The 19835-nt window shown below is 70.1% G+C and carries 20 protein-coding genes; 5 read left to right on the plus strand and 15 right to left on the minus strand.

The window, feature by feature from the left end; translation table 11 throughout:
* Positions 1–239 precede the first annotated feature (239 nt).
* Entirely contained in the window at positions 240–974 is a 735-nt protein-coding gene (locus GTY96_RS30000) for a lysophospholipid acyltransferase family protein (protein ID WP_328701063.1), read from the minus strand.
* Between the two features lie 297 nt (positions 975–1271).
* Here GTY96_RS30000 and GTY96_RS30005 point away from each other — a divergent pair, with 297 nt between their 5' ends.
* Together GTY96_RS30005 and GTY96_RS30010 are read left to right on the plus strand one after the other, a co-directional pair.
* Positions 1272–2150, plus strand: coding sequence for a hypothetical protein (locus tag GTY96_RS30005; RefSeq protein ID WP_161666517.1), 879 nt, complete (start codon positions 1272–1274; stop codon positions 2148–2150).
* Between the two features lie 39 nt (positions 2151–2189).
* Positions 2190–3224, plus strand: coding sequence for a PA0069 family radical SAM protein (locus GTY96_RS30010; protein ID WP_161666518.1), 1035 nt, complete (start codon positions 2190–2192; stop codon positions 3222–3224).
* A gap of 30 nt (positions 3225–3254) precedes the next feature.
* Here the strand turns inward: GTY96_RS30010 and GTY96_RS30015 are convergent, their stop codons facing one another.
* From GTY96_RS30015 to GTY96_RS30065, 11 genes are all read right to left on the minus strand, one after another.
* Positions 3255–3503: a GlsB/YeaQ/YmgE family stress response membrane protein gene (locus GTY96_RS30015; RefSeq protein WP_161666519.1), complete on the minus strand. Its 249-nt coding sequence runs from the start codon at positions 3501–3503 to the stop codon at positions 3255–3257.
* 29 nt (positions 3504–3532) lie between these two features.
* Complete coding sequence (locus GTY96_RS30020; RefSeq protein WP_161666520.1) at positions 3533–5668, minus strand: M13 family metallopeptidase; 2136 nt, start codon at positions 5666–5668, stop codon at positions 3533–3535.
* A 231-nt stretch (positions 5669–5899) separates the two neighbouring features.
* A complete protein-coding gene (locus GTY96_RS30025) occupies positions 5900–6463 on the minus strand; it encodes a chalcone isomerase family protein (RefSeq protein WP_161666521.1) in 564 nt (187 codons plus the stop codon).
* A gap of 40 nt (positions 6464–6503) precedes the next feature.
* On the minus strand, positions 6504–7592 hold the full coding sequence (gene serC, locus GTY96_RS30030; RefSeq protein WP_161666522.1) for a 3-phosphoserine/phosphohydroxythreonine transaminase: 1089 nt from the start codon (positions 7590–7592) through the stop codon (positions 6504–6506).
* A 96-nt stretch (positions 7593–7688) separates the two neighbouring features.
* On the minus strand, positions 7689–8423 hold the full coding sequence (locus GTY96_RS30035) for an HvfC/BufC N-terminal domain-containing protein (protein WP_161666523.1): 735 nt from the start codon (positions 8421–8423) through the stop codon (positions 7689–7691).
* Complete coding sequence (gene bufB / locus GTY96_RS30040) at positions 8420–9265, minus strand: MNIO family bufferin maturase (protein ID WP_161666524.1); 846 nt, start codon at positions 9263–9265, stop codon at positions 8420–8422. The genes GTY96_RS30035 and bufB overlap by 4 nt, the downstream gene beginning before the upstream one ends.
* Before the next feature lie 137 nt (positions 9266–9402).
* Positions 9403–9669, minus strand: coding sequence for a hypothetical protein (locus GTY96_RS30045; protein WP_186002131.1), 267 nt, complete (start codon positions 9667–9669; stop codon positions 9403–9405).
* 54 nt (positions 9670–9723) lie between these two features.
* Positions 9724–10359: a YceI family protein gene (locus GTY96_RS30050; RefSeq protein ID WP_143907241.1), complete on the minus strand. Its 636-nt coding sequence runs from the start codon at positions 10357–10359 to the stop codon at positions 9724–9726.
* Between the two features lie 94 nt (positions 10360–10453).
* Positions 10454–11869 carry a M61 metallopeptidase family protein gene (locus GTY96_RS30055; RefSeq protein ID WP_161666525.1) on the minus strand — a complete coding sequence of 472 codons (1416 nt, stop codon included), beginning with the start codon at positions 11867–11869 and terminating at the stop codon, positions 10454–10456.
* Positions 11870–12009: 140 nt separating this feature from the next.
* The gene (locus tag GTY96_RS30060; protein ID WP_161666526.1) at positions 12010–12753 is read right to left on the minus strand and encodes a TetR/AcrR family transcriptional regulator; all 744 of its coding nucleotides are present in this window, start codon (positions 12751–12753) and stop codon (positions 12010–12012) included.
* 9 nt (positions 12754–12762) lie between these two features.
* Positions 12763–13287: a PaaI family thioesterase gene (locus tag GTY96_RS30065; RefSeq protein WP_143907247.1), complete on the minus strand. Its 525-nt coding sequence runs from the start codon at positions 13285–13287 to the stop codon at positions 12763–12765.
* 153 nt (positions 13288–13440) lie between these two features.
* Between GTY96_RS30065 and fabF the strand changes: the two genes are divergently transcribed.
* The 3 genes from fabF (at position 13441) to GTY96_RS30080 (ending at position 17482) form a co-directional block, all read left to right on the plus strand.
* Entirely contained in the window at positions 13441–14691 is a 1251-nt protein-coding gene (gene fabF, locus GTY96_RS30070) for a beta-ketoacyl-ACP synthase II (protein WP_143907249.1), read from the plus strand.
* A 315-nt stretch (positions 14692–15006) separates the two neighbouring features.
* A complete protein-coding gene (locus GTY96_RS30075; protein WP_143907251.1) occupies positions 15007–16611 on the plus strand; it encodes a helix-turn-helix domain-containing protein in 1605 nt (534 codons plus the stop codon).
* 1 nt (position 16612) lies between these two features.
* Complete coding sequence (locus GTY96_RS30080; RefSeq protein ID WP_161666527.1) at positions 16613–17482, plus strand: tetratricopeptide repeat protein; 870 nt, start codon at positions 16613–16615, stop codon at positions 17480–17482.
* Between the two features lie 33 nt (positions 17483–17515).
* Here the strand turns inward: GTY96_RS30080 and GTY96_RS30085 are convergent, their stop codons facing one another.
* From GTY96_RS30085 to GTY96_RS30095, 3 genes are all read right to left on the minus strand, one after another.
* Entirely contained in the window at positions 17516–17953 is a 438-nt protein-coding gene (locus GTY96_RS30085) for a hypothetical protein (RefSeq protein WP_143907255.1), read from the minus strand.
* Between the two features lie 38 nt (positions 17954–17991).
* On the minus strand, positions 17992–18774 hold the full coding sequence (locus tag GTY96_RS30090; RefSeq protein WP_143907257.1) for a sulfite exporter TauE/SafE family protein: 783 nt from the start codon (positions 18772–18774) through the stop codon (positions 17992–17994).
* 124 nt (positions 18775–18898) lie between these two features.
* Positions 18899–19795, minus strand: coding sequence for a hypothetical protein (locus GTY96_RS30095; RefSeq protein WP_143907259.1), 897 nt, complete (start codon positions 19793–19795; stop codon positions 18899–18901).
* Between the last annotated feature and the right edge of the window lie 40 nt (positions 19796–19835).

The raw sequence follows: 19835 nt of genomic DNA on the forward strand, positions 1-19835 counted from the left end.
GAGTCATGAAGAGGCCATGCCCAGACCCCATCATGGGGCCGGCACTCCCCTCCACAGGGGGTTCGCCGTGACACGTCGGCCCGGGTCCAATGAGCAGTCAATTGATTGCCGGAAGCAATCACTCATCCACGAGGAAGCCGCCTGGACTGCCAGCGCGGACCGCTGGCCTTTGACATGCAACGAACGCCAGTCATGGACAATGCCTGACGCGCCGTGGGCTTTTCACCGGCGCGTGAGGCTCAACGTTCGGCTTCCATGCGCGCCTTCTCGCGGACGATGACGTCGCGCACGTGGTCGCGCAGGGCGTGGACGTCCCCAGCGAAGCCCGCCGGGTCGATGGGCTCCAGCACGCGCACGCGGGCGTGGACCGCCTGCTGAAGGATGAGCCCGTGCTTGGGCATGGTCCGCGCGGTTCCGGTGAGGACCACGGGGATGATGGGGCAGCGCTGCTGGATGGACAGCGTGAAGGCGCCGTCCTTGAAGGCCTTCACCTCTCCGTCCTGGGAGCGGGTGCCTTCGGGAAACATCAGGATGGGGACGCCGCGCGACAGCCAGTACTCACACCCGGCCATCATCTGGATGATGCTCGCGCGGTCCCCGCGGATGAGCGGCACATAGCGGTTGAGGCGCATGTTCCAGCCGATGAGCGGCAGCTTGAAGTTCTCCGCCTTGGAGACCCACTTGAAGGGCCGGTAGAGGCCGAAGAGGACCAGGATGTCCCCCAGCGACTCGTGGTTGGAGACCAGCACCGCCGCGCCCTTCCAGGGCAGGCGTTCGCGGCCCTCCACCCGCAGGTGCCACATCGGGTTCACGTAGAAGTACAGCTGTGCCCAGAAGCACGAGTACAGGTGAAGCACGCGCCCATTCGCGTCAAACGGGCGGGTGAGCGCCCACAGCAGGAGCGCTCCAAGGAACAACACCCCGCTGGACAGCGCGAGGAAGGTCCAGAACGCAATCGAGATGAGGATTCGGATAGCCCCCACTCTGTCATGGATGTGCGGCTCCACACCCCGTAGGTGAGCATTCGTGACGCCCGGCGCACGACAAGGGCTTGCTTCGTGCACGAATCCAGCCCGGGGCCGCGCAGCGAATCGTCGGAAAGCATCCGGCCCTCTGGCTGTCCCTCCCGGATCGCCCGTGATGTCGCGCACGTCCCTCGCCCCGGGCTGACGAGCGAGGCGCCCGCCGCCCTCCTCCCCTGGCGTGACTCGGGGTCGGCCCCCTACCCTGGAATTCTGAGATAATCCGGCCAGCCCCTGCTCCGAGCCATCATGCTCCCCATCGCCCGCAACCCGTCTCCCGCCATCTCCGCCCGCCCGGTCCCCCGGGAGCCCGCGCCTGCCTACGTGCAGCAGTCCACGCCGGCCCCCACCCGGACGCCGGGGTACTCCTCGGAGAGCCGCTTCGAGGACGCCCGCGCGCGGCCGGTGGCGCTGGACCTCCAGTCGCTCCCCGGCGCCGCGTGGGTGAACCGGACGCTGGACAGCTACAACCGCGTCCAGGAGATGCGGAGCACCGGTGTCCAGCCGCGCTCCGCCTTCCCCTTCTATGGGCCCACGCGCCAGGCGGAGCTGCGCACCGTTCCTCCGGAGCGGCAGGCCGACGTCAACGCGCGGGTCCGGGGCATGCTCGATGAGCAGCTCTCGCGGCTGCGCCCCGAGGACCAGCAGCGGCTGCGCCCGCTGGTGGACGCGGTGGGCACGCCCGGGTTCTACGAACGGGTCGCGGAGTTGGACACGGGCAACGCCGGTGCCTGGCGTCAGATGGCCGGCGTGCAGCAGTCCTTCGCGGCGGGAGAAGCGAACGAGTCCCCCACCACGCGCGCCTACAGCGAGTCCATGCGCCTGACGCTCCACGCGACGGCGGTGCTCCAGTTCGCCGGGGCCACTGGCCGGGTGCTCCCGCGCGACGAGTACCCACAGTTCATCCGCAACCACGCGACCGCCTTCCACGAGAACGGCGGCTCCTTCACCAACCTCCCCATCGGCGTCTCCGGCGCGATGGAGGTCCTCCGCAACACGCCCCTGGCCATGGCGCCGCACCTCCCGTCCCTCCTGGGAGCGGCCATCGATCCGCTGGGCGACCGCGACACCCGCACCGCCGCGGAGATGGTGCGCCAGGCCCGCGCGCAGGTCATCGACGGCCGCTAGCCCCTTGACTGAACAGGCATTCAGCCGCACCGTTGCCGGGTGAAGGCACGCCCCGTCGACAATCCGCCCAACCCCTGGGCCAGCACCGCGGTGGAGTACCTGGATGAGATTCCTCCCGCGAAGCTGGAGGTCTGGGAGGACCACAGCCGCTCCATCGTGGCGAGCAACGACAGCCCCGACGTGTGCTTCAGCTGGAGCGTCAACCCGTACCGGGGCTGCCTCCACGCCTGCGCCTACTGCTACGCGCGCCCCACGCACCAGTACCTGGACTTCGGCGCGGGCACCGACTTCGAGACCCGCCTCGTCGTCAAGCCGCAGGCCCCGGAGCTGCTGCGGGAGGCCTTCGAGCGCCCGTCGTGGAAGGGCGAGACCGTCGTCTTCAGCGGCGTCACCGACTGCTATCAGCCCCTGGAGGCCTCGCTCCGGCTCACCCGGCAGTGCCTGGAGGTCTGCGCCGAGTACCGCAACCCCGTGGGCATCATCACCAAGGGCGTGCTGATCGAGCGCGACCTGGACGTCCTCCAGCGCCTCGCGACCGAGGCCCGCCTGTTCGTGAGCATCAGCCTCCCCTTCCACAACGAGGAGCTGGCGCGCGCCATGGAGCCCGTCGTCGCCACCCCGAAGCGACGCCTGGGCACCATCCGCAAGCTCACGGAGGCCGGCATCGACGTGGCGGTGTCCGTGGCGCCCATCATCCCCGGCCTCAACGACGAGGACATCGCCCGGGTCCTCGCGGCGGCCAGGGAGGCCGGGGCCACGCGCGCGCACTACACGCTGCTGCGGCTTCCCGGGCCGGTGCAGGCCGTCTTCGAGGAGCGCCTGCGCGCGAAGCTGCCCCTGCGCGCGGAGCGGGTGCTGCACCGCATCCGCGAGACGCGCGGCGGGGAGCTCACCGACAACCGCTTCAAGCACCGCATGCGCGGCGAGGGCCTGTACGCCCAGACCATCCACCAGCTCTTCGCGACGGCGGCGCGCAAGGTGGGCATGCGCGCCTCGTCCGTCACGGAGGCCGCGCCGGACACCTTCCGGCGTCCCGCGCGGCCGTCCACCTCGCCCCAGCTGTCGCTCTTCTAGGCGACGCCGGGGCGCGGGGTCCGCCTCAGGCTATTTCCGGAGGGCTTGCAGGACGGACAGCAGGATGACCGCGCCCACGGTGGCCACCAGCAGCGAGTACAGGTTGAAGCCCGTCACGCCCCGGCCACCGAAGAAGCTGAACACCCACCCGCCCACCATCGCGCCGACGATGCCGGCGATGATGTTGGCGAACATCCCCATGCGGGCGTTGGTGCCCTTGATGATGCTGGCCAGCCAGCCCGCGATACCGCCCAACACCAGCCACGAGCAGAGTCCCATGCCGTCCTCCCACAGGTAGGGCCGGAGCCTTACCAGACCTCACAGCGATTCGCAGCGGGCGCCACCATCTTGGCCCCCTCCTGGCAGGAGAAGGCCTGCTGGAACTGCGGCAGGTTCGTCACCGGCCCGTTGACGCGCAGGAAGGCGGGCGAATGCGAATCCGTCAGCGCCCGCTGCCTCGCCGCTTCATTACGAATCTTCGAGCACCACGATTGCGCGTGCGCGAGGAAGAACTGCTGCCCCGGCGTGAAGCGGTAGGACTCCACCTTCGCCTGCTGGTCCGGGTGCTTCGCCAGGTAGGCCTCCATCGCCGCGTACGCCAGCTTGAGGCCGCCCAGGTCCGCCACGTTCTCGCCCAGGGTGAGCTTGCCGTTCACCTTCACGTCGTCCACCGCCGTGTACTGGTCGAACTGGTTGCGCACGCACGCCACGCGCTCGCGGAAGGCCTTGTCGGACGCCGGGGTCCACCACGTGCGCAGGTTGCCGTCCGCGTCGAACTGGCGGCCCTCGTCGTCGAAGCCGTGGGTGATTTCGTGGCCCACCACCATGCCCATCGCGCCGAAGTTCACCGCCGCGGAGGCGTCCCGCCCGAAGAAGGGCGGCTGGAGGATGCCCGCCGGGAAGACAATCTCGTTGGTCGCCGCGTTGTAGTAGGCGTTCACCGTGGGCGGCGACATGAACCACTCGCTCTTGTCCACCGGCTGCCCCACCTTGCGCAGCTGGCGGGCCTGCTCGAACGCGTCCGCCGCCAGCAGGTTGTCCAGGAACGAGTCGCGCTTCAGCGCCAGCCCGTCATAGCGGCGCCACTGGTCCGGGTAGCCAATCTTGTTGGTGATCTGCTTCACCTTCACCAGGGCCTGCGCCTTGGTGGCGGCGTCCATCCACGTGAGCGTGTCCAGGTTGCGCTCGAAGGACTGCTCGATCTGCTGGACCATGTCCAGCGTGGTGGCCTTGCCGTCCGCGCCGAAGGTGCGCGCGATGAAGGGCCGCGCGAGCGCGTGCGGCAGCGCTTCGTCGGTGGCCTCCACGCACTTCTTCCAGCGCGTCAGGTCCGCCTTCGCGCCGGTGAGCACCGTCGACTCGAAGCGGAAGAACTCGTCGCGCACCGCCTTGGGCAGCGACTCCCGCACCGCGCTCACCAGGTGGAAGGAGAGGTACGGCCCCATGTCGGGCGGGCGCTGCTGACGCACCAGCGCGGAGACCTCCGCGAAGAACTTCGGCTGCGTCACGTTGAGCGCTTCGCCCGCGGGCAGGCCCACCTCCGCGAAGTAGGTGTCCCACTGGAAGGCGGGCGCCAGCTGCTTCAGGCCCTTGCGCTCCAGCCGGTGGTAGACCTTCTCCGGCTCGCGCGTCTCCTCCTTGGGCATCCGCGCGGTGGCGAGCCGGGTCTCGATGGCGAGGATGCCCGTGGCCTTGCGGCTGGCGACGAAGGGCGCGTCGCCCAACAGCTCGAACACCTTCTGCACGTGCGCCTGATAGGCCGCGCGCGCCTCGCGCATCTTCACGTCCGGCTTCAGGTAGTAGTCGCGGTCCGGCAGCCCCAGCCCGCCCGCGTCCACCACGGCGATGACCTGCGTGGCGTCCTTCTGGTCCTGATCCGACGCCACATGGAAGAGCGCGTTCACGTCGCGCGCGTGCAGCCACGCCACCGCCTTCGCCACGTCCTGCGGGGTCTTCAGCGCGGTGAGCTTCTTCAGGTACGCGCGCAGCACGGGCAGCGACTGCTCCAGCTTCGCCTCGTCCATGCAGGCGCCGTAGTAGTCGCCCAGCAGCTTGTCGTCCGGCGTGTTCTCCCCCTGCCCTTCCGCGGCGCGCGTGAGGATGTCGCGCAGCACGGTCTGGTTGCGCTCGGCCACGGTCTCGAAGCCGCGGCTCCAGCGCGCGCGCTCGGCGGGGATCTCCGTGGCCTTCAGCCAGCCGCCGCACGCGTACTTGTAGAAGTCGTCACAGGGGTTCACCGACGGATCCATCACCGCGGCGTCCAGCCCGGGAGGCACGGGACGCTCCGCCATGGGCACGGAGGCCTGCGCGGAGGCCGGTTCGACTGGAGCGGCGGCGGCCACGGGGGCCGGGGGGGTGGCCCGGGGCGGCTCGGGGGTGGGCTCCGCCGTCTTGCAGGCGGCGCCAAGGACACAGGAGGCGGCGAACAGGGCCAATCGCTTCAAAGCAGTCTCCAAGCACGAGCGAGGGGTGGGTGCAACTCGGCGCGCATCAACGCCCGATGCGCCAGGGCATTCCAGGGGCAGCTCACGCGCGTCTGACAGGGGCGCCGTGGGCTGTCCACCATTGAAGCAGGGACGACGTCACCGTTGAAACAGCGGCGCCCCTCGCGACGACCCTCCGTGAAGGAGGGACGCCCTCGGGGCGCGACACCGCTTCCAGGGGACGCGGCTTCGTCAGTCTTCCTTGCCCAGCATCCCGTCCTTCAGTCCGCCATCCACGGGCTCCTTGCCCAGCCACACGGAGAAGAGCGCGTCCGCGAAGTCCTTGCCCTCCACGTCGATGGACTTGCCATCGCTGGTGTGCACGTTCGTGCCCTTGCCAGGGATGTACGTGAGGACCAGCTCCTCCCCCTCCTTCACCTCCGCCGGGATGGCGTTCTTGAAGGTCTCCAGTCGCGCCTGGAGCTTGGGCAGGTTCGCGCCGGCGTTCTTCTTGAAGCCGTTCTCGATGGCCTCGGTGATCTGCTCCTTCTTGAGGTCGCGCTTCATGAACATGCGCACGCGCTTGATCTCATCCGCGTTGAGCAGCGCCGTGGCGTCCTTCGTGGGGTTCTCCACGTAGAGGCCGACGGTGTAGACCTTGAAGATGGCCTTCTTGCGCAGGCCGACACCGTTGAGCTTCAGCTCCTTGCCGCCAACGGTGGCGGTGTCGGGGTACTTCACCCCCGCGATCTCCTTGGCCATGACAGGCGCGGCGAGGGTCAGCGACAGCAGCACGGCGGTCAGCGTCTTCTTCACGAAATGCCTCCAGGTGGGTACGCGCAATGTCGACGTGAGCCTAGCCGTGCATCTTCACGAAGTGATCCATGAAGGACGTCAGTGTTTTGACGTCCTGCGGCGAAACCGCGTTGTAGAGCGACACGCGGATGCCGCCCGCGGTGCGGTGGCCCTTGAGGCCCACCATCTGCGCCTGCTTCGCCTCGGCGACAAAGGCCGCATCCAGCTCCTCCGTGGGGAGGTGGAAGACGACGTTCATCACTGAACGGGACTCGCGCTCCACCGGGGCCCGGTAGAACCCCGGATTCCGGTCGATGGCGGCGTACAAGTCTTCCGCCTTCTCCCGGTTGCGCCGCTCCAGCGCGGGCAGGCCGCCCAACCCCTTCACCCACGCGAGCACGTTGCGCACCAGATAGATGGCCAGGGTGGGGGGCGTGTTGTAGAGCGAGTTGTTCTCCGCGTGCGTGCTGTAGCGGAAGTACTTGGGGATGTCCTTGCGCCCCTTCGCGATGAAGTCCTTCGCGGCGATGATCAGCGTGACGCCGGAGGGCCCCAGGTTCTTCTGCGCGCCCGCGTAGATGAGCGCGAAGCGGCTCACGTCGGTGGGCTTCCAGAGGAAGTCGGAGCTCATGTCCGCCACCAGCGGCACGCGGCCCACGTCCGGGAAGGTGTGCCACTGCGAGCCGAAGATGGTGTTGTTGCTCGTCAGGTGCACGTACGCGGCCTGGGGGTCGAGCTGGAGCTCGGCCTGCCTGGGGACGCGCTGGTAGCGCTTGTCCGCCTGCACGGTGGTGGCCGCGACGCGCGGCGCGCCGAAGTACTTCGCCTCGTCGAAGGCCTTCTCGCTCCACACCCCGGTCATCAGGTAGTCGGCGGAGGCCCCCTGCGTGAGGAAGTTCATGGGCACCTGGGCGAACTGCTGGGACGCGCCGCCGGTGAGGAACAGCACTTGGTGCGTGGCCGGGATGCCCAACAGCTCCGTCAGCAGCGCGACGGCCTGGTCGTGGACGCCCTCGTAGTCCTTGCCACGGTGGCTGTGCTCCATCACGGACATGCCCGTGCCGTGGAAGTCGAGCAGCTCATCCCGGGCCTGCTCCAGGGCCGGCAGGGGCAGGCCGGCGGGGCCGGCGTTGAAGTTGATGACGCGCATGGCGGGGACCTCACGGTGGGGAACGACGTCCCCCCATTCTTCCCCCCGACCGGCCCCCGGAGGCCAGCGCGAAGCGTCGCGCCCGTCCGCCTCCTGTCAGGAGCGCTCCGCCGGCGGCAGCACCAGCCCGTCCTTCGCGAAGCGCACCACCTCCGCGTGGACGTCCGGGGCCGCCATCCCGGTGGCCTGGGAGACGGCCTCCTCGGACAGCCCCTCCACCGCCATCTTCAGCACCAGCAGCGCGGGCGGCGTGGCCTCCATGTAGAAGGTCACCAGCCGCTCCGGGTGGCGCCAGAGCAGCGCCAGCTCGCCCCCCTCGGCCGGAGGGGCCTCCTCGCCCCGGCTCCGCACGAACGCGCAGAGGCGGTAGGGGTGCTCCAGCACCGCGAGCGTCGGGTTGGGCGTCAGGCGCTCCACACGCTCGGGCACGACCTCCTCTGAGGCGAACACCGCGAAGTCCGTCCACTCGAAGCGCGCCAGCGCGGGCAGGAACGCGGGCAGCCCCCGCGCGCCGGTGACGTCCGAGACGAAGGGCGCGAAGCCCTCGCCCAGCCGGTTGAGCTCGTGGTGGCGCGCGGGCCGCGTGCCGGTGTAGCCCTCCACCAGCGCGTCCCAGGCGTCGGCGGACACGGCCTTGCGCGTCAGCGGGAAGAGCTTCTCCAGCGTGGAGCGCACGTGGCCGCGCACGAACTGGCCATAGAGCGCCATGCGCTCCGGGTCCACGACCCAGCCCGGATGCGTCGCGGCCAGCGCCGACACGCCCTCCGCGCCCGGCGGCCCCGCGAGGTACGCCTCCATGCTGTCGAAGAAGTGCTTCAGCGAGGCCTTCATCGCGCGCCCTCCGCGAGCACGCCCCGCGCCAGGTCCGCCTCGTCCAGGACCGCGTCCAGGGAGGGGATGGACTGGTCCCACTCCACCAGCGTGGACACCGGGCCGGTGCGCGCCAGCGTGTAGCGGTACAGCGCCCACACGTCGTCGCAGACACGGTCGCCGTGCGTGTCGATGAGCACCGTCTCCCCCACGTCGTGCCCGGCCAGGTGCACCTGCACCACGCGCTCCAGGGGCAGCGCGTCCACGAAGGCGCGCGGGTCGTAGCCGTGGTTCTTCGCGTTGACCCAGACGTTGTTCACGTCCAGCAGCAGGCCGCAGTCCGCGGCCTCCACCACCTGGCGCAGGAAGTCCGCCTCCTTCAACGTGCCGCCGGGCATGGCCGCGTAGTAGCTGGGGTTCTCCAGGAGGAAGGGCCGCTCCACGCGCGCCATCACCTCGCGCACGCGCGGCACCACGTGCTCCACCGCGGCCTCCGTGAAGGGCAGCGGCAGCAGGTCATGCAGGTACACGCCGCCCAGCCGCGAGTAGCACAGGTGGTCGGAGAAGAACGGCGAGTCCAGGCGCTTCACCAGCGCGGCCAGCCGGGTCACGTAGTCGTCGTCCAGCGCGTCCGGCCCGCCAATGTCCAGCCCCACCCCGTGCGGCAGGAGCGTCCAGCGCTCACGGCACGCATCCAGGGCGCGCTGGGAGCGCCCGCCCAGCGTGAGGAAGTTCTCCGGGATGATCTCCACCCAGTCCAGGGCGCGCGGCGTGCGCGGCAGCGCTTCGTAGAAGTCGCGGCGCAGCCCGATGCCCGCCCCCAGCGGCTTCAACCCATGGCGGTCTGCGTAGCGGGGCGACATGCGGCACTCCTCCTGGAACTCGGAGCTCGAAGACGGCTCTGGCGGGGGTGGAAACAACACGGGCGGCAGGAAGAACCCTTCCCACCGCCCGCGAGCCTGGGAGGAGGCCTGTCACCCAGGCCCTCCCGAGGGGCTGACTACTTCTTGCCGCCGCAGGAACCGGAGCCGCAGGAGCCCGCGCCACAGCTGCCCTCGGCGCCCTTCTCCGGGGTCGCGGCCGGCTTCGTGCCGCAGCTGCCCTCGGCGCCCTTCGCATCCGCGGGCTTCGCGCTGCAGTTGGCCTCGGCGGCCTTCTCGGACGAAGCGGCCTGCGAGCCCTCCGCCGCCTTCGTGGACGCACAGCCGGTGGCCAGCGCGCCGAGGGACAGGGTGCCGACAACCGCCGCAAGAGCCTTGACGTTCATGTGTTGCTTCCTTTCGTACCGCGTGGGGGGTGTGACTACAGGGAGGATCATCAACTACGGCTTGAACTGCGTGGAGCCCCAGGCGTCGACGGTGACCTCCGCCTTCTCGCCCACCTTCAGCAGCAGCGCCTCGGTGCGCTGGATGCCGTAGGCCTCCAGGGGAATCTGGAACTTCGCGCGCACGCGCAAGAGCTCGCCCGCGGCGCGGTTCTTCGTCTCGGCCGTCTCCTGGAGGTACGTCGCCGTCACCTCCACGGGCTCCTCGCGCGTGACGCCATGGATGGAGAACGTGCCCTTCGTCTTCACCACCACCGGCTTCGCGTTGGCGAGCGGCGCGGGCAGGGCCACGTCCTTGAACTCGAAGACGATGGCCGGGAACTTCGCCGCATCCAGCCAGCGGTCGTTCTGCAGGTGGCCGTCACGCGTCTCGTTGCCCGTCTTGATGGAGCTCACCGGGACCTGGAAGCGGCCACTGGCCTTCTGGCCCTTCACCTCCACCTGCCCCCGCACCTGGTTGGAGAGGCCGTTGATGACCTCCAGCGGCGCGTCCAGCACGAACATCACCGTGTCCCGGCTGTTCGGGTCGTTGAAGACGAAGCGCTTCTCGGCGGTGGCGGGCGCGGGAGCAGGCTCGGCGGCGGACGCGGACAGCGACAGGGCGGCGGCGAGCATCAGGACGCTGCGGAACATGGCGGACCTCATCTACGGAAGCCGCGGACCTCGCGGATGCATGCCATACGCGCCATACGAAACACCGGTTACAGCCCTTTCCCTTTCCGGGTGTTCACCCCCCGTCATCCGGGGACCGCTCACCGTCCATCGCCTCACGCAGCCGGCTGCCGGGCGCAGCATGGAGCTTGACGCCACCCGGGGCAATTCGGACGCCAAGATTATCCAACAAGGCATCTAATTCTGAGAAGGCTGGAGTCGTGAGGTGGCGGGCGAGCAGCGCGTCGAAGAGCGGCTGGCCGGCGACGGTGTCCACGGCGGCGCCGAAGCTCCCGAGCGAGGACGTGGGCCCGCGAGTGGCGAGCAGTTCCAGCACGTCCTCCAGGCGGGCCCGGCCGTGCGTCACGCGCCGCAGCTCGACGTCCAGGTGGAGCGCGAAGAACGCGCCGGTCCAGTAGATGCCCTGCCACTCGCCCTCGCGCGCGACGACCTCCGCCATGGTGCGGGAGCGGGCGGCGGACCGGCCGCGCGCGAAGCCCGACGTCAGCTCCTTCCAGGCCTGCTCCGCCGTCTGGCGCCCGGAGCGGGCGCGGGCGACCTCCGTGTAGTAGGTGGCCAGCCCTTCCGTGAGCCAGGCCACGCGGGGCAGCAGCGTCGGGTGCGCCAGGTGCAGCATCTCGTGGAGGGCGACCCAGTCCCCCGCGAAGGACGCGGCGGTGGCGTCCTGGCCCACGAGGATGGAGATGCTGGGCGGGGAGCTCCACTGGACCATGCCGAAGAGCGCGGGCGAGTCCTCGCCGGGCACGGGCACGACGCGCACGGTGATGCGCGGGTGTGGGAAGGCCTTGCGGATGGTGCCCACTTCACGAGCGGCCTGCTGGAGCCACGCGCAGAGGTCCGCGTCCGACAGGTGCGTGAAGGAGCCCAGCAGCGCGACCTCCAGCACGGAGGCGCCGACGCGCGCCTCGCACCTGCGGCCCCCGAAGCCGTGGAAGCCCGAGTCCACCAGGTCCTCGCCGCGCAGGTGGTACACGCCGCCGTCATCCGCGCGCCAGGGGAGGAGCGCGGACGTGCCGGACACGGTGAGGTCCACGCGCAGGCGGGGCGTCACCGTGCGCGGGCGCAGGAGGTAGGCCTTTCCGGCGACGTGCCAGGAGTCCTGGTCCCCCATGCCGGAGAAGAAGGACCAGCCGCCTCCGCGCGAGGGAGCCAGCGGGTAGTGGTAGCGAAGGAAGCGCGTCCCTGGGGGCACGTGCACCGCGCCGTCACGCAGGCGCAGGGCGTCCGAGGAGCCGTCCTCGCGCCAGGCCCACACCGTGTCCACGCGCTCCGGCTGCCGGAAGAGGAAGTCGCTCGGGGACGACGGCAGGAGGACGATCTCCACGTCCAGGGCCGGCTCGGGCTCGCGCGTGTACGCGATGTTGTAGCGAAGGGACGCGGAGTCCTTCGAGGGCAGCGCGGGTGGAACCACCGCACACGCGTTCAGCATGAGCGCGAGGCCCAGGAGCCAGGCGCGAGGCCCCGTCGTCATCCCGTGACTCATCAGCCCCCCACGCATCGCGGTCCGGCGACAAGGACCCCACGGCGCCCCCCATGCCGTCCAGTCCCGAGTGACGCCTCGCGAGGACGAGCGTCGGAAGGTGGGCGGCCGCCAGGGTGCAGGGCCGGGGCTCAGTGGGGCTTCGGCTTCCGTGCGGGCGGGGAGCGACGCGGGCCACTGGCCCCCCGGGAACGACCGGCGCGCGGCGTCCGGACCGAGGCCTTCTTCCGAGAGGAGGACGCCCTGGCGTCGTCCTGCCCCGAGCGCAGCCGCGGGCCCGCCTCCCCGGCCCCTGGCACCGGTGGGCCCGCGAGCAGCAGCGCTCGCGCCGCGTCGAGGATCTCCCCCGACAGGGCTCGCGACCCGGTGGCCCTCGCGAGCGTCATCGCGCCGAAGCACAGCGCCACCGTGGCCAGCATCTGCTGCCGGGGCGTCGCGCCTTCGCGGGCCGGGAGCTGCTCCTGTCCCGCGGACGTCAGGTCCTCCAGCCCCTGGACGAACGCGGCCTGCACCCGGGGCGTCGCGCGCGTCAGGTCCGACAGGAGCGACGGCATCATGCAGCTCGTCTGCCCCGTGTCCCGGTTGTAGAGGCTCAGGTAGCGCCGCGCGAAGTGCTCCAGGAACGCCGGGCCCTTCAGCCCCTCCAGCCCCGAGAGCCAGAGCGACCTGCGCTCCTCCATGAACGCGCGCAGCGACTCCGCGAGCAGCGCCTCCTTGGACGCGAAGTGGGCGTAGAAGCCGCCCACCGTCAGGCCCGCGGCGCGCATCACCCGCTCCACGCTCGCCCCGCTGAAGCCCTCCGCGCGGAACAGCTTCTCCGCGGCCGCGAGGATGCGCGCGTGCGTGGCATGCTTGTGTTCGGCGGTGTAGCGCATCGCGGGCTCCTACTCCTTGCCGCCCGGAGCCGGCGGCCGGAACACCATGCACGTCGTGGTGCCGTGCGCGTAGAGCGTCCCCTTCTCGTCCACCAGCCGTCCCTGCGCCGTCGCCACGCGCCCCCCCAGGTGGATGACCTCCCCCTTGCAGAGCAGCGGCCCGGTGTCATGCGCGATGCCCTTCACGTAGTTCACGTGGAGCTCCAGCGTCGTGTAGCCCGCGCCCACCGGCAGCAGCGAGTGGATGGCGCACCCCATGGCGGAGTCCATCAGCGTGGCCGCCAGCCCGCCGTGCACCATGCCGATGGGGTTGTAGTGGTACTCCCCGGGCTTCACCGAGAACACCACCCGCCCCTCCTCCACCTCCACCGGCGCGAAGCCCATCAGCTCCGCGATGGGCGGCCCCGGCAGCTCGCCGCGCTGGATGGCGCGCAGGTACTCCAACCCGGACAGCGTCTTCGCCGCCGCGGCGCCCTCCCGGGGGTCCTTCCACGTCACCGTCCGCGTGCGCGGGTTCACGGGCTGCTCGCTCATCAGGGGGCTCCTCTTCCGGTTGAATGACCCACATCATTCCATCCGCCGCTTGAATGCCCGGACGCCTGCTCCGTCCGTGAGTCTCAGGCTTGAATGGATGGAAGGATGGTCATAATACCATCCCGTTCAATGACCGGGGTCAAGGAGGCTTCCATGGGGCAGCGACGCGTCGTGGTGACGGGAATGGGGCTCATCAGCCCGTGTGGCACCGGCGTGGAGAAGAGCTGGGAGTCGCTGGTGAACGGCCGGAGCGGCGTGGGGCCCATCACCCTCTTCGACGCCAGCCCGCTGGACTGCCGCTTCGCGGGCGAGGTGAAGGACTTCGACCCGGAGGCGTACATCGAGCGGCGCGAGGCGCGGCGCATGGATCGCTTCGCGCAATTCGCGGTGGTGGCGGCGGACATGGCCATCGCGGACGCGGGGCTCGTCATCACCCCGGAGAACGCCGAGCGCGTGGCGGCCATCATCGGCTCCGGCATTGGCGGCATCTCCAGCCTGGAGGAGACGTACAAGAAGGCGCTGGAGAAGGGCCCGGACCGCATCAGCCCCTTCTTCATCCTCCAAATGATCATCAACATGGCGCCCGGCTACGTCTCCATGCGCCACGGCCTCAAGGGCCCGTCCTGGTCCACCAACTCCGCGTGCTCCACCAGCGCCCACGCCATCGGCGAGGCCCTGCGCGGCATCCAGCGCGGCGAGTTCGACGTGGCGGTGGCCGGCGGCGCGGAGGCGCCCATCTCCCTGCTGGGCGTGGGCGGCTTCGCCGCGATGAAGGCGCTGTCCACCCGCAATGACGCCCCCCAGGCCGCCAGCCGCCCGTTCGACCGGGACCGCGACGGCTTCGTGCTCGCGGAAGGGGCGGGCATCCTCGTCCTGGAGGAGTACGAATTCGCCCGCGCCCGGGGGGCCCGCATCCTCGCGGAGCTGACGGGCTACGGCGCCAGCTCCGACGCCCACCATGTCACCGCCCCCGCGCCCGAACACGAGGGCGCCCAGCGCGCGATGAGGGCGGCCCTGAAGGACGCGCGCCTCGCCCCCGCCGACATCGGCTACCTCAACGCGCACGGCACCTCGACGGACATCGGCGACCTGCTGGAGATGGAGGGCGTCGCCCGCGTCTTCGGCGACGCGGCGAAGACGCTGGCCATCTCCTCCACCAAGTCCATGACGGGCCACATGAACGGCGCGGCCGGGGCCGCGGAGGCCGTCATCAGCATCCTCGCCCTCACCCGGGGCGTCCTGCCCCCCACCATCAACCTGGACCACCAGGACCCGCGCATCCCGCTCGACTGCGTGCCCAACACCGCCCGCGAGACGCGCGTGAACGCCGTGATGAGCAACTCCTTCGGCTTCGGCGGCACCAACGTCGCCCTCGTCTTCCAACGGGCCCCGGGGGCTCGGTAGCGCGTTGTAAAAAATCTGGCGCCCGTTTACTGACTTTTCCCCAGTCCTGCCGCACCGCGTTGGTCAAGGGTTGACAGCGCGGCCTCCCGGCGCGCCCGCCGCACACCGGGGCCGGCTGAAAGCGCTGTGATTACATGTAATTACGTGAACCTGAGTCCAGGGTGGGGGCAGTCAACCCTTCGCGCGTCGCCTGCGGGACAGCGCTGCGGTGGATCGAAAACGTTGATTGCAAATCGGTAAATCGATTTGCAGAGTGGATCCAGAGACCCGGTGTCGGAACACGTCGCCTGACGGGGCCCGCCGGGGGTTGGAGCCATGAACAACGACAACGCTCTGAACGCGAACGTGGGGCTGAAGCTTCGAGGCCTGCGTTTGCAGCGGAACATCAAGCAGGCGGACGCCGCCAAGGACCTGGGCGTGTCGCCCGCGTACCTGAACCTCATCGAGAAGGGCAAGCGCGTGATGCCCTTCCCGCTGCTCTGGAAGGCGCTGCGCTACTTCGAGCAGGACCCTGAACAGTTCATGTCCACGCTGGGTGAGGGCCGCGTGGACGAGGCCCTGGCGAAGCTGTTGGACGAACCGCTGCTCAAGAGCCTGGACATCGACTCGGAGTCGCTCCAGTCGCTGTCCGCCGAACCGAAGCTGGCGGGCACCGTCGCGGCGCTCTTCAACCTCTACAAGAACACGCGCACGCAGCTGGAGAACGTGCTCGCGCAGCTCAACGTGGAGGAGCGCACGCGCACGCAGGGCTCGCCCTCCGGGGTGGGCAACACGCCGGGCGTGCGCTTCGACTACTCGCCCTTCGACGAGGTCAGCGACTTCCTGGAGAAGCACCGCAACTACTTCCCGGAGCTGGAGGAGCAGGCGGAAGGGCTGCGCCGCGACTTCCGCCTGGAGCAGCAGCTCACCAGCAGCCAGCTCATCCGGATGCTGGAGGAGCGCTTCGACTTCCGGGTGCAGATCGAGCGCGCCGCCAGCGGCTCATCCGTGGTGCGCCGGCTGGACCTGGACGCGCGCACGCTCACGCTGTCGCCGGACCTCACCGAGCAGCCCCTGAAGTTCCAGGTGGCGGCCTCCATTGGCCTGATGGTGATGGACCGCGAGAAGCTGGTGGAGCGCATCCTGGGCGCCGGGCGCATGCGGCACGGTGAGACGGAGCGGCTCATCAAGGTGAACCTGGCGAACTACTTCGCCGGCGCGCTGATGCTGCCCTACGGCGAGTTCTTCAAGGAGGTGCAGCGCACGCGCTACGACGTGGAGCTGCTCTCCAACGTCTTCGGCACCACCTACGAGACGGTGGCCCACCGCATCTGCAACCTGTCCGACCCCAAGCGCCAGGGGCTGCCGTTCCACTTCCTGCGCGCGGACATCGCGGGGAACATCTCCAAGCGCTACAGCGGCACCGGCATCCGCTTCGCGTCGGGCGGCGGCTCATGCGCGAAGTGGGCGGTGCACCTGGCGTTCCTCAACCCGTCGCAGATCACCCGGCAGTACTCCATCATGCCGGATGGCACGACGTACTTCTGCTTCGCCAAGGTGCAGCTGCAGCCCATCGAGGGCTCCATCGTGAAGGGCACGGCGTACTCCATCGGCCTGGGCACGCACGCGGAGAACGCGAAGTACCTGGCGTACGGCCTGCCCACCAACGACCTGCGCAAGGACGCCATCCCCAGCGGCATCTCCTGCCGCTTCTGCGAGCGCACGGACTGCAACCAGCGCGCGGCCGCCAGCTACCGCTTCGCGTTCGCGTTCGACGAATACACGAAGAAGGACTGCTTCTTCTCCCCGCTGCTGGTCCACGAGAAGGAGAAGGGCGAGCGCAACGGGCACCACGAGCCGGCTGGAAACGGGGCTGAAGGCGGCGAGAAGCACGATTCGCTGGACAGGGGCGCCCGCCGCCGCAAGGTTCACGAGAACTGACATGCACCCGTCCGACACCGAACGCGCCCACATCACCGACGCCATCCAGAAGCAGAAGAACGCGCTCGCCACCCTGCGCATCACCGGCGCCCCCACGGAGGTGGGCCAGGGGCTGGTGGCGCTCGCGGAGCTGCACGGGATGTTGGAAGACCACGCGCAGAGCCGTGAGCACTACGAGGAGGCCCTGGGCTTCTTCAAGACCGCGGGCAACAAGCCCGGCCAGGCGCAGGCCCTCTTCGGCCTGGGCGTGGTGAAGGCCCACTTCGAGGACCACAAGGGCGCCATCGAGCAGATGGCCACCGCCGCCCTGCTCTTCAACGAGTCGCGCGACCGCGAGGGCGAGGCCCTCACCCGCGCCTGCATCGGCGAGTCCCTGCGCGCCCTGGGCCAGGCGGACGCCGCCGAGGAGAAGTACCAGGAGGCGCTCATCCTCTTCCGCCAGACGCGCAACACGGAGCGGATGGCGCGGCTGCTCCTGGACATTGGCGACCTGCGCATGGCCAAGGGCGAGTACGAGCCCGCGCGGAAGCGCTTCCTGGAAGCGGTGCCGCTCCTGGAGCAGGGGGAGGACCCGGAGGCGCTCGCGCTGGGCCACCTCCTGCTGGGCGAATCCGAAGGGCTGCTGGGCCACCACGACAACGCCCGGCCGCACCTGCTGCGCGCGGTGGACGTGTACGGCGAGCTGCACGACCACGTCTACGAGGCCCGCGCCCGGTGGGACCTGGGGCTGTCCTGCTACTACCTCCAGGACTTCCCAGCGGCCCGCGAGCAGTTCGAGGCGGTGCTGCCGATGTACGAGGACCTCCAGCAGCACGACGAGGTGGCGAAGGTGAAGAACGTGCTCGCGCACTTCACCGCGCGCGGCATGTAGCCCGCGCGCGGTCCGGTGCGTGCGCCTCCAACGTCAGGCCTGGAAGCCCGCGCCCACCGCGATCGCCAGCAGACTGATGACGCCCGCGGCGATGGCGGCGTAGCGCCACTCGCCGCGCAAGCCCAGCAGCGTTCCCGCCATCGCCAGCCGCGCCACCGGCGTCACCAGGAGCATGGACGCCGCTGCCTTGCGCAGCAGGTCGATGGCCACGTGCACGGACTCGTCGCGCGGCAGCAGCTCCAGCACGAGCGACGCGATGAACAGCCCGCCGCTGATGACCGCCCCGGTGCGCAGCATGCGCGCGATCCACCGCTCACCGGCGGCGAGCCGCCCCTCCCCCCGCCGGACGCGGGTGTGCGTCTCCGGTTGGGTGATGGGCTCTTGCTGGAGCTCTCGATGGAGCGCGCCTCCCAGCGCCACCGACGTCGCCTGGGCGCCGCGCGGTGGCGGCCCTGCGTCCGGCACCCTCATCGACGGGGGGATACCGCGTAGCTCAGGCTCCGTTTCACTCATTTCCATAGACTCGGCCACAACCCCTCCCCTCCCTTCCACAACATCTGTCCGGCCACCGCGAGCAGCACGACGGCGAAGAGCTTCTTCAGCACCGCGGTGGGCAGCTTCAGCATCAGCCGGCTGCCCACGGACGCGCCGCCCAGCACACCCACCACCAACGGGGCCACGAGCCCCAGGTTCAGCTGGCCGCGCCACGCGTAGGCCGCCACGCTCGCGGCGCCGGTGACGCCCACCATCAGGTTGCTGGTGGCGCTGGCGACCTTGAAGGGCACGCGCATCCCGTAGGTCATCAGCGGCACCTTCAGCGGTCCCCCGCCCACCCCCAGCAGCGCGGACAGGCCGCCCGCCACGAAGGAGCCGGAGATGCCCAGCGGGTAGTTGCGCGGCAGGTAGTTGGCCGCCGTCGCCGGCTCCTGGACGGGCTTGCGCAAGAGCATCATCTGCAGCGCGACGAAGAGGGTGAAGAGGCCGAAGACCACCGCCACCATCGCCTCCGCGACGAAGGCCGCGACCAGCCCTCCCACGATGGCCCCCATCACCGTGGCGAGCTCGAGTGTCAGCCCCAGCCGTAAGTCGCTGAGCTTGTTCTCCACGTAGCTGGCGGCGGCGGCGCAGGAGTTGGCCACCACGCACATCAAGCTCGCGGGCACGGCCTGCTCCAGGGGGATTCCGAATCCCAACACCAGGACCGGCACCAGGACGATGCCGCCCCCGATGCCCAGGAGCGCCCCCAGCCCACCCGCCAACACACCCGCCGCCATGAGGAGGAATACCGTCATTCCCTATCGAGGATAGGAGGCACTCCGCGCTTCGGATAGCGCTACGCCCCGGAGGGCAGCGGGCTTGACTGGCCGGATGCCCGGCACCCGGACACGGCCTCGGACTCGGGCCGTGATTGCACGTTCACTGCGAGGCGGTGGCGCCCAGCGTGCCCTCTGGAAACTCCTCCAGGAAGCGCGCGCGCGTACGCGGCGTATAGGTGCCGCGCGCCATGTAGCCGTGCAGCCTCTTGAGCAGCCCGCGCGTCACCTCCAGCGCGGCGTCCACCTCCGCCGTGAAGTCGAAGTGATCATTGCGGTACAGCTCCTGGAAGGAGAGCTGCGAGTACGCCGGCAGTGCGCGCACGCGCCCCAGCGGGCTCGCGAGGAAGAGGCCGGAGACATAGAGACCGCGCACCCAGCCATCCACCTCCGCCTTGGTGGGCGCCTGCCCCACGCGCTCCTGCGACGCCAGCCGCACCAGCTCGTAGATGCCCCGGCCAATGCCGCGCAGCGGGATGCCCTCGCTCTTCACCACCTGGAAGTGCTCGCGCATGCGGGCGGTGCCAACACCGTCCGTGCCATCCTGTTCACGCAGGAAGAAGAGCGACTGGGCCCACTCCACCTGGCGGCGCGCATCCCAGGCCCGCTCGCCCTTGCGGCGGTGGCGGATGACCAGCTGGTCCACCAGGGGGTGGAGCCGCCGGTCCAGGCTCAGGTGCATGAAGTAGCCCGCGAGGATGGCCAGGCCCGCCTCGGTGCCCACCAGGGCCCCTGACGCGACGAGCTCCGCCATCTTCAGGCCCAGGCCCACCGGCGCGCGCTCGTGGTACAGCCGCGCGAAGGGGGGCCAGCCGGCCTCTGGGAGCATCAGGCCCAGCCCCCCGCGCACGCCCGCGCACAGCGGCAGGTCCGGCAGCGCCGCGCCGAAGCGTGCGTACGGCAGGTCCTCGGACAACGCGCGCACCCAGTCGGCGGGGAGCCCGTCCGGGCGGGCCGCCAACCGTTCGATGGCCGTCAGATGGAGCAGCAGGGTGGGCATTGGGAGTGCACAGCTATCCAGCGCGCCGGGGCATTGCAAT

The organism is Corallococcus silvisoli (assembly GCF_009909145.1).
GTDB lineage: Bacteria > Myxococcota > Myxococcia > Myxococcales > Myxococcaceae > Corallococcus > Corallococcus silvisoli.